This window comes from Mycobacterium sp. (genome assembly GCF_032162105.1).
Lineage (GTDB): Bacteria > Actinomycetota > Actinomycetes > Mycobacteriales > Mycobacteriaceae > Mycobacterium.
In genome coordinates this window covers 1-7153 of the sequence record NZ_JAVRPS010000024.1, presented here as the reverse complement: position 1 = coordinate 7153, position 7153 = coordinate 1, and the positions used below count along the sequence as shown (strand labels likewise).

Annotated in this window: 10 protein-coding genes; 2 read left to right on the top strand and 8 right to left on the bottom strand. The window is 68.0% G+C overall.

Features of this window, described 5'->3' with window-relative positions:
• The 6 genes from QOC69_RS01065 to QOC69_RS01040 form a co-directional block, all read right to left on the bottom strand.
• The coding region (locus QOC69_RS01065) for an alpha/beta fold hydrolase (RefSeq protein ID WP_526435497.1) at positions 1–810 on the bottom strand (810 nt) is incomplete at its 3' end.
• Between the two features lie 99 nt (positions 811–909).
• A complete protein-coding gene (locus QOC69_RS01060; protein ID WP_526435495.1) occupies positions 910–1182 on the bottom strand; it encodes a hypothetical protein in 273 nt (90 codons plus the stop codon).
• Positions 1183–1286: 104 nt separating this feature from the next.
• The gene (locus tag QOC69_RS01055; protein ID WP_526435493.1) at positions 1287–1997 is read right to left on the bottom strand and encodes a cutinase family protein; all 711 of its coding nucleotides are present in this window, start codon (positions 1995–1997) and stop codon (positions 1287–1289) included.
• 137 nt (positions 1998–2134) lie between these two features.
• The gene (locus QOC69_RS01050; protein ID WP_526435491.1) at positions 2135–2428 is read right to left on the bottom strand and encodes a hypothetical protein; all 294 of its coding nucleotides are present in this window, start codon (positions 2426–2428) and stop codon (positions 2135–2137) included.
• 103 nt (positions 2429–2531) lie between these two features.
• Complete coding sequence (locus QOC69_RS01045) at positions 2532–2912, bottom strand: DUF5073 family protein (protein ID WP_526435489.1); 381 nt, start codon at positions 2910–2912, stop codon at positions 2532–2534.
• Positions 2912–3697 (bottom strand): heavy metal-binding domain-containing protein, encoded by a 786-nt coding sequence (locus QOC69_RS01040; protein ID WP_526435487.1) that lies wholly within the window; start codon positions 3695–3697, stop codon positions 2912–2914. The genes QOC69_RS01045 and QOC69_RS01040 overlap by 1 nt, the downstream gene beginning before the upstream one ends.
• Positions 3698–3905: 208 nt before the next feature.
• Here QOC69_RS01040 and QOC69_RS01035 point away from each other — a divergent pair, with 208 nt between their 5' ends.
• Entirely contained in the window at positions 3906–4967 is a 1062-nt protein-coding gene (locus QOC69_RS01035; RefSeq protein ID WP_526435485.1) for an aminotransferase class I/II-fold pyridoxal phosphate-dependent enzyme, read from the top strand.
• Positions 4954–5883: an EamA family transporter gene (locus QOC69_RS01030; RefSeq protein WP_526435483.1), complete on the top strand. Its 930-nt coding sequence runs from the start codon at positions 4954–4956 to the stop codon at positions 5881–5883. The genes QOC69_RS01035 and QOC69_RS01030 overlap by 14 nt, the downstream gene beginning before the upstream one ends.
• Positions 5884–5887: 4 nt before the next feature.
• Here the strand turns inward: QOC69_RS01030 and QOC69_RS01025 are convergent, their stop codons facing one another.
• A complete protein-coding gene (locus tag QOC69_RS01025) occupies positions 5888–6631 on the bottom strand; it encodes a DUF3060 domain-containing protein (RefSeq protein WP_526435481.1) in 744 nt (247 codons plus the stop codon).
• Between the two features lie 79 nt (positions 6632–6710).
• The coding region (locus QOC69_RS01020; protein ID WP_526435479.1) for a DUF1501 domain-containing protein at positions 6711–7153 on the bottom strand (443 nt) is incomplete at its 5' end.

Sequence of the window (7153 nt, the reverse complement as noted above, 5' to 3'; positions counted from 1 at the left end):
TTCAAAGTGCAGGTGCGCCACGAAGTGCCCGCCGGCTCGGACGTAGTGCGTTGCGCCCGGAATGCGCTGCGCCAGTTCGCGTCCCCACGCGCCGGGTACGAGTTCGTCCTCGGCTCCCGACCAGACGTCGACCGGTACCTTCAGGTCCTCGGGCGCGAACCCCCACGGCAATGCCCAGGCGCGGTAGTCCTCGACGACACCGGATGCGCGCCGCAGTCCTTCGTATGACACGTGCGAGAACGCATCGAAGCCTTCGGCTCGCAGGACGGCGGCGTCCGCCGCGCCCAGCTCCCGTGCGGCCAGCCGGCCGTTGAGTGTGGGCGCCGACCGAGCGATCAACGCCATCGTCCGGAAGCACTGGCGCGCAGCCCACGGCGCCCGCTGCGACAGTCGAGTGTAGGCCCGGTCGAACAACGGCAACTGGGCGAGCACCCCCGGCTCGGTCAACGGCAACGCCCCGGCGATGATCGCGACCCGTGTCACCCGCGACGGAAGCGCATGGCCGAGTGTGGCGGCGTACTGCCCGCCCATCGACCACCCCATCGCCGCGAACCGCTCGACACCAAGTTGATCCAGAAGGTCGGCGACGTCGTCGGCCCAGTCGAGCGTGGTGCGCCCGGGTAGCGGATCGGACAGCCCGATCCCAGGCCGATCGGGTGAGATCAGCCGAATCCCTGCCCGCTCGGCGAAGGGTGCGCCCGCAGCCACGTCGAGCCGCCCGACCAGGCCGCCGTGCGCACTGACGACGACGACGCCGTCGGGTCGGCCGTACTGGGCGAAACCGAGCGACCGCCCGTCCCGCAGACGCACGACGTGATCGTCAGCGCCGCGATGTTGGCCCACGGCTGTCAGCTTGGCAGTGCACGGTGCGTCGCACCGGTGAACGGGTGAGTTGTGTCTGGCCCCCGATCAGCTGGCGGACAGCGCCCGACCACTCCGTCCAGCAGCTGAGCGGGGGAGCGTCTCGGGGAACCGGCGATGTATGCCGTCGATGAGGCGGTGCGCCTCGTACAGCTCTCGGCGCAACGTGGACCGATGCCTGCGGTCGTGGGTGGCTCCGCGGATGGACGTGCGAGCGCCTCGGCGCTCCGCCGCTTCGAGCTTGCGCGAGATCTCGGCGACCTGTTCGCTCAATTCCCGAAGCAGCGCCCGCGCCTGAGCTGCCCCCGCGTCTTCGACCATCTCTGGATCGTCTCACCAATTCCTAATGTGCGCGCGGTCGGGTCGCCCGAAATTCATCTCGTTGCCCAAATTCCGGGGCCGGCGCCCCAACTAGTGGCTGGCGACTACGTCCGACTGGCAGCAAATGCTGCGGCCTCGTCGACCATCCCGTTCATGGCGTACAGAGCGTGCGCGATGGTAGGACCGCCACCGGGAGTGCCATCGCAGATGGTGTCGCCGGGAGCGCACAGCTCGATCGTCTTGGCCGCGTACCGCGGGCCGACCACGATCGGCGGCGCACCTTGTTCGCGCAGGAACGCCTCCGATGGTGTCCCGATGAGGGCCACTGCGGCGACGTGGTCAGCCACCTCGGGCGGCATCGGCTTGGGTAAGGACGACGCGTACTCGGCGGGTACACCCGCCGGCACCACGGCCGCGGTGACGAATCCGGCCACGACTGCGCCTTGCGAGTAACCGCCGAGCACCATCCTGGTCGAGGGGCAGTTCGCCGCCATGGATTGGACATGCGCACCCGCGTCGCGAATCCCGTCGACGACGGTTCCGGCGAAGGCCAGCCGGTCGGCGAAATCGCTGCTGGCGGGGTAGTTGACGGCGTACACGTCGACCGACCTGCCGCCGGATTGTGCGCGCACCGAGTCCACGAATGCCTGTCCTACCCCGCCGACACCGGGTGGCTCGCCGGTACCCCTGGCGAACACGACCTCGACGTCGGGGCACGGTTCAGCAGACGTGGATGGCACGGCTGCGCCCAGCAGCGCCGCCCCGACGGCGACCACCGTGGCCCCCAGGAAACCAGCGATTCGGCGAACGCTCACGAGTCTTCACTCCCTACCCTCAGCGCCCTATGGACGCGCGTGTCTCGACCCGTGAACGTGGTACCCCGACGTTTGCTACTCAAACCAGCGAGGCGGTCTCGCGGCCGAGGCACCAGGTGTGGGTCGACCACGGCCCGCTATCGGCGCGAGCAGTCCAGCGAGACCGTGATCGTGCGCCTGAAGACCACCTCGACGAAGTCGTCACCCGTGCGCTCGAACCGCTTCTGCTCCCGCGGGTTGCGGACGTCGGTCACGACGCACTCGTCGAGGGGTGCGCTGCCGATGCGGTTGACCTTGACGTCGAAACCTTGCGCCTCGAGCAGGCCGATCGTGATGTTCGCCGACTCGGCGTTCGCCGGAATTGCGGGCAGGACGAGTACGCCGATGGCCGCCGCCGCTGCCGCGACCGGGAGTGCGAATGCGGCACGCATGGCCGCTGCTTTCGAAGGTGTTCTAGACATGACTGAATGGTGCAGCGCTGCGGGGGGTCACTGCATGAAGGTTGTGTGGAGATCAGCTGGAGATCGTCGGCAGTCAGATTCCGCCGCAGCTGATCCGGAGTGCCTCGATCGCCGCATTGATGCTCGGGACGGTCGCCGGACCGTACCGGGTGATGATCTGCTCCAGCGCGCGGGTGACGTGCGGACCCACGACGTCGGCCGTCAGAGTCTCCTCGGCGATGACGACGTCGTTCACGACGTGTGCGACATGCAGACGGCCGTCCTTGGTGGCCTCGTAGCGCCAGTCACCGATCAGGATGCGTTCGGGCTCGGACCGGAACAGACCGCGTCGCTCCGGCGTGTGGTCCACCCCTGGAAGGCCCGCGAACACGTTGACCACCAACGCCACTCCGCCCGCCCCGGACAGCGATGCCGTGACGACACGGCTCACCTCATCGGAGTCGAGCCCCGTCATCACATGCTCATCGGCATGACGAACGACGGCGTGATGGTTTCGCCGCTGCCGGTGCGCCGCACGGCCGTTCCCGCCGCATAGAACTCGACCGTGTGCAGGCCCCATGCGTAGTTGGAGATCTCGAACTGGACGCCGACGACGCCGTTGGCGCCGTCCCGTTCCGCCTCGGCCTGCATTCGGGACATCGCCAGTTCCCGTGCCTCGTAGTTGCCCTGAGTCCACTGCGGCATCTCGGCGTTGCGTCCCGCTTGCTTGAGCGTCTGCATGAAGCCCTGCACGGCGATGTGGAAGACGCAGTTGCCCATCACGAACGCGACGGGGCTGTATCCCGATCGGAGCAGAGTCGTCATGTCCTGGCCCGAAAGGTGGCTGCTGAAGGCTTGCCCGTTCGGGCGACGATAGGCGCCGGGCTTGGGGGTGTACCGCACCGCGGTGCCCACTGCGATGAACTCGAGGTGTTCGCCCTCACCCTGGTGACGCCATTCGAGTCGGACGCCCACGACGCCGTCGGCCTGCACCGCGTCGGCTTCGGCTTGCATCCGCGACATGGCGTTCCAGCGCGCCCGATACGTCGCTTCGGTGAGGATCGGTAGCTCCGACTGCTGTTTGATTCCGGTGAACTGGTACCCGACGTGGTAGACGGACACGCCCATGACGAGGTCGATCGGTTCGAATCCCGCGCCGTGCAGGAGGGCGAACTCGTTGACCGACAGGTCGGAGGTGAACAGCTTGTCCGCGTGCGATAGCCGCTCCCCGGCCACCGGGTCGAGTGGATTCGGTTGCATCGGCAGGCACCTTCCGTATGGGTGCGCAGAGTGTAGGAGCCGGGCCTGTGAACTTGGTGGGAGCACCGGCCAGCTGAACATTCGGTGGCCCAACCACGACACATGGGTAACGCCGTCGTGAAATGCGAGTAGCGAACTACGCGTGAGGTGACGGGACCGCCGCTCCTAACCTCGGCATGCACACAACCCCCGACTGCCGAGGAATGCCATGCTCACGCTGATCGCCGAACCCGTCACCGCGACCGACTTCGGGGCCCAGGGCGGCGATCCCAGCCGCGGCGTCGACATGGACCTGAGTACGTGCGTCAACCGCTACGGCCCCGCGCCCGCTGCGGTCTCGGCGCTGCATCGCATCCAGCCGGCGGACATCGTGCTGCACCCCTACGACGCGGCCGACCAGATGATCGACCTGTACCGCTGGGCCACCGACGTTCGTTACGGCGCGATGATCGCCGGACGTGGCGCGAGCGAGTTCATCTGGGCGATGGGTCGCGAACTGGACCACCGCACCGTGCGCGTTCCGTTGCCCGCCTACACCGATTACCTGAAGGTGTTTCCAGGGCGGGGCTTCAGCGTGGTGGGAGAGCAGATCCCGTCGATCGAGCAGATCGACGCCGCCCTCGCCGGTGGCGGCGTGGTGATCATCTCGAATCCGCACAATCCCACTGGCGCACACCTGGACCCGAACGACTTGGTTGCGATTGCGACGGCGCGACCGGACTCGATTCTCGTCGTCGACGAGTCCTACGTCGGATTCACACCAAACCCGTTGGCCCGCTCGGTGATCGGCTGTGACGCGCCGAACATCGTCGTGCTGCAGTCGACCACGAAGTTCTACGGCATCGCCGCGACGCGGACCGGCGTCGCGTGGTCCGCGGAACCGCGGCTCCTGCGGCGACTGTTCGGCAGGCAGGAGAACTGGGGGCTGTCCGGTGTCGACGTGCGGGTCGCATGCGCGGCGGTGCGGGACGTGGACTGGGCCGACGACTCCCGCCGCCGGATGCTCGACGACAGCGCCTGGCTCGCCGAACTCCTGGGCGGGATGGTGGGTCTGGATCTGCGTGCCAACGCCAACGTGCATTTTCAATACGCCTTCTGCGAACGCGCCACCGAGGTCGCGGAGGCCCTCTGCCGCAGGGGAATCGGTGTGCGCGTGCTCGGTGCGGCACACGGCGTCTACCCCGACGCACTTCGGATCGTGGCGCCGCGGACCGATGAACGCGAGCGCTTCGCCGCCGCGGCTGACGAGGCGTCGGATGTCGCCTTCTGACGCGCGGACCGGCGTGATCGGCGTTGGCCTGGCCGCCGGGGGAGCGGTGGCCTACGGCGTTGCCACCGTGATCGGGCGCGCGCTGGCCGCCGCTGGTGTCGACTCGGCCACCGCCCTGTCTGCCCGGTTCGCCGTTGCCGCCGTCCTGCTCGTGATCGCACTCCGGCTCCGCCGGGTGGCGATCCGGCCCCTGCCGGGCGAGTGGCTGCCGATCGTGCTGCTCGGCGCGATCGGATACACCGCCGAATCAACGCTGTTCTACCTGTCGCTGGAGCACGGTTCGGCCGGCGCCTGCATTCTGCTGTTCTATACCTACCCTGCGATCGTCGTGCTGATCGAATTGGCCCGCAAGAGAATTCGACTGACCGGCCCGATGCTGCAGGCCGTCGTGCTGTCAACGGTCGGCACCTTCGCGGTGGTCGCCGTCGGCGGTGACGTGTCCATCTCCACGACGGGCGTCGTCCTGGCGTTGGCGGCGGCCGTCGCGTACGGGCTGTACCTGATCGTCGGCAAGGAGTTCAGTAGGCGAAGCGACCCGATGACCGCCGCGTGCTGGGTGGCGTCGGGCGCAGCGGGTTCGTCCGCCATCCGCGGTGCCGTCGCTGGGAACCTCGAGTTTCCGTCCGGCCACCTGCTGCAGATCGCCGCCTACGGCGTCGCGACGGCCGTGGCGTTCAGCCTGACCTTCGCGGCGCTGTCCCGCATCGGATGCAGCAAGACGGCGGTCGTCATGACGCTGGAGGCGGTGTCCACGGTGGTACTGGCGGCACTCGCGCTCGGTGAGCCGGTCTCGGTGGGCCAGGCGTGCGGTGGGCTCGCCATCGTGGGTGCCGCCGTGGTGATTGCCTGGTCGCGCACTGCCGAATCGACCGCGCGCCCAGCGGAGGTCGCTGAAACGACGAGGTCGGCCCGCTGAACGGTCAGCCTTGTTCGACGACGTTGTCGAAGCCGGACTTGTTGATTTCCGGGGCGCCCGATTTGAAGGTGATCCGGTTGTTGGAACCGGAAGCCTCGATGGTGTCGGAAGCGTCCACGGTGACCACGTTGTCGATGCCGGACACCGTGAGCTTCACACAGTGCCCGGTGATCACGATCGTGTTGTCGATGCCGCTGACGGTGACGGTGCTGTCGTTGCAGGCGATCGTCTTGTTGTCGCCGATGCCGCCGATGGTGACGACCGAACCCGGCGGCGGCACCGACGGCTCGGCCTGCGGCAGCTGAGTCTTGCCGCCTGGCGAGTCGGGCCGGCCGGTCGGGACGCCGGTGAGGGTTCCGGCACCACCGGAGAAGTCCGGGCGGTCGCGAATGCTGCTCGCTATCGAGCTCCCGCTGGAGAACACATTCGCGCCGAACACGGCGACCCCCGCCCCGACCGCTATACCGCCGATGACGAACGTCGCGACGATCAACCACCACCACGAGAAGCCCCCGCTCGACCGCGGCGGTGTCGCAGGGTATGGCGCGGCATAGGGGGCGTTGTAGTACCCCGGCGGCGGTGGGTACCCCGGTGGTGGCAGCGGCGGTGGCAGCGGCGGTGGCAGCGGAGCTGTGTTGCCGTAGCTGCCGGGGTACTGCTCGGTCCCCAGTTCGGAGGTGCGGGCAACGTCGGCGAGGGACCGCTCCAGATCCCGGATCCGGGCCTCGGGGTCCTCCTGCGAGTTCATGGGCCGATGCTCCCACACCGAGGCCGCTCGTGGAATGGCTTGAGCGGTCGAGCCATATCGGTTTCGATCGCGCTTTGGGTCAGAGGAAACCGATGTCGCGTCGGCCGGATCCGACCGACGGCGTGGGATCGGAGCCGAGGGTATGGCTCAACAGTTCGTGGTAGATGTCGCGGAAGTCCGTGGTGACCTTCAGATCGCCGTCGTTGAGGTCGGTCAGGCTCGGTTCGTCGCCGTAGAAGCCGCCCTTGACTGGCGCGCCTGCCAGGAAGACGGGGCCTGCCGCGCCGTGGTCGGTGCCCTGGGAGGCGTTGGCGGCGACCCGGCGACCGAATTCCGAGTACATCATGACGACGAGTTTCTTGCCGAAGGTGTTGGTGCGCATCTGCCGCAGGAATGGGGTGACGGCCTCGTCGACGGTCTTGAGGAGTTCCTCCTGGGTCCCGCGCTCGTCGGCGTGGGTGTCGAAGCCGCTCAGCGACACCATGTACACCCGTGTCGGCACCGCAGCCTTGACGCACCGGG